Here is a 2,495-nt window from a genome sequence, read left to right as displayed (position 1 = left end):
GTGCGCGACGTGGTGCATGGCCGCGCCATCAAGAACAAGGAGGCGCTCGCCAATCCAGAGGCGCTTGAGCTGTTCAAGAACCTGCCGCAATTGGCCGAGTAGCTGCTAATGCATGTCGCTCAAAAGTGGCCCCGGTTTTGAGGCAACGACACGTATGAAAGAGTGACTTCGGAATGGTTAACGAAATATCTCGCTAGAATTTACCTAGATTTCATGAGTGGTACACATTCGTAAATTTTCCGGCGCCCCGGTAAGGAGTTGTTAAGGTCCGGCCTCGATAGTCGCAGGTAACTTGAGGGAGAAATCCCGTTCCTCAGCCCCGAGGATCCGAATTCGCTCAAGCCCCCGTTGTGACAGCAATCCCATCTCTTAAGGCGCCTTTGGGCGCCTTTTTCTTTTTATCGGGATCGAAGCGTGGAGGGCTGATCTATTCCGCGAGCACACGGGTCGATGGAAAAGCGACCTCGACCAAGGTGCCTTCGCCCGGTGTCGAATTGATGGTGAACCGGGCACGGTTGGCTTCCACCATCGCTTTGGTCAAAGGCAGTCCAAGCCCGGTGCCGTCGCCGCGTCCGCGCTTCAGCGCGTTGATCTGCTTGAACGGCTTCAGCGCCTGCTCGATCTCGGCATGGCTCATGCCGATGCCGGTGTCGCGCACCCGCATGACGACGTCGCCCGACGTCTCATAGGCGGTCGAGACGATCACCTGGCCGCCGGCCTGGGTGTAGCGGATGGCATTCGACAGGATGTTGAGCGCGATCTGGCGCACGCTGCGCAGGTCCGCCACCACTTCCGGCAGCCGCGAAGCGAAGCTGGAGCGGATGATGACCCGTTCGCGGTTGGCCTGCGGCTGCATCATCGCCACCGTCTCGGCCAGCGTGTCGTTGAGCGACACCGCCTCATAGGCCATCTCCTGCTGGCCAGCCTCGATCTTGGAGATGTCGAGCAGGTCGTTGACCAGGTCGAGCACATGATTGCCCGAGCGGTTGATATCGCGCAGATAGTCGCGGTAGCGGTCGTTGGCCACCGGCCCGAACTTCTCGTCGACCATCAGTTCGGAAAAGCCGATGATGGCGTTGAGCGGGGTGCGGATCTCGTGGCTGATGCGGGCGAGGAAATCGGTCTTCTGCGAGGACGCGCGCTCGGCCACGGCACGCGCCTGCGTCAAATCCTCTTCGGCCCGCTTCCACTGCGTGATATCGCGAACGACGGCGCAGAAGCCGCTGTCGTTGGGCAGCCGGCCGATGGTCATGAACAGCGGAATGAAGCGGCCTTGCGACTCGCGCCCGATCACCTCGCGGCCATCGTTCATGACACTCGCCACGCCGGGCTCGGACAGTCCGTTGAGATAGTCGCGTGCGGCGCGCTGGCTTTCGATGGCAAACAGCGAAGCGAACGGCTTGCCGGTCACATCGTCGCTGTCGAAGCCGAACAGTGCTTCGGCTGGCCGGCTGATCGATCGGATGGTGCCGTCACGGCCGATCAGCACGACGCCGTCGGTGGCGGTGTCGATAATGGTGCGCATCTCGGCGATGCGCGCCTTGAGCTCGGAAATATCCGGCTGCGTCTGCTCGTCGCCAACCACATGCAGGCTCGCCGGCGCATCATCCTCGCCGGAGCGTCGCACGACCAGCATCAGCGCCTTGCCGTCGCGCCAGGGGACAGAGCGCAAAATGGCCTCGATCGGGAATTCCTGTCCATCACGCGTCTTCAACCGCAGCGCGCGATCGGTGCCGTCGGAAACGCCGTCGTCGGCATAGGGGTCGGCAAACAACGCGCCGAGGCCGCCGGCATCCGCCAGATCGTCGAGCGCCTCGTAGCCGGTCAGGCTGAGGAATTCCTCGTTCGCATAGTGCAACTGGTCTCCGGAATGGATGAGCAACGGCACGGGCAGCTTACCGAGCAGCGACGTGTCCGGGGCCTTGTGTTCATCTCCGGCGGAAAACGCCGACGGCACGAACCCTTCGGCCTTGAGCGGCGGAACCTGCAGGCGAGGGCGCTCGACGCGTATTTCCGCAGCGTCGCCTGCATTGACGGTTTGCTCGGCAACCGCCTGCTCGTCAGGCGATGCGGCTTCCTCGTCGGGCTGCGCCCAATCCTCGCTGTCTTCGGCATCGCGAAAATCTGCTGTCGTCATGCTGTCGTCATCGAGGACGTCATGTGTCGTGTCAGTGGCTTCAGGCTCTTCGCCGGGCGAAACCGCAGCGGTGTTTTCTGGTTCCGCCGCCACGGGGCCACGTTCGTCATCTTGGCCGGCATAGTCCAGCAACGAGCCCGTCACATTCATCCCAGGGGGGGCTTCACGAGCCGCTTCGTCCGGGTGACCGTCAAGCCGTGCCAGATCCTGCTCGTCTTCGGCATCGACATCGGTCTCGGATGGCTCGGCCGGTTCGTTCTCTGGCCCTGAGGCAGGGGTGCCGCCGGTGCGCATCGGGTCGTCGGACGCCTTGACCGGAGCCTCGGTCTCCGCTGCCGACGCCTCAGCAGTCTCAGTC

General features: G+C 62.9%; 1 protein-coding gene. It reads right to left on the bottom strand.

The window, feature by feature from the left end:
* Positions 1–427: 427 nt before the first annotated feature.
* The coding region (locus tag EN914_RS31985; protein WP_127389527.1) for a histidine kinase dimerization/phospho-acceptor domain-containing protein at positions 428–2,495 on the bottom strand (2,068 nt) is incomplete at its 5' end.

The sequence above is a fragment of the Mesorhizobium sp. M7A.F.Ca.CA.001.08.2.1 genome (genome assembly GCF_003998455.1).
GTDB classification, from domain to species: Bacteria; Pseudomonadota; Alphaproteobacteria; order Rhizobiales; family Rhizobiaceae; genus Mesorhizobium; species Mesorhizobium ciceri.
This window is presented reverse-complemented; position numbering and strand designations above follow the sequence as displayed.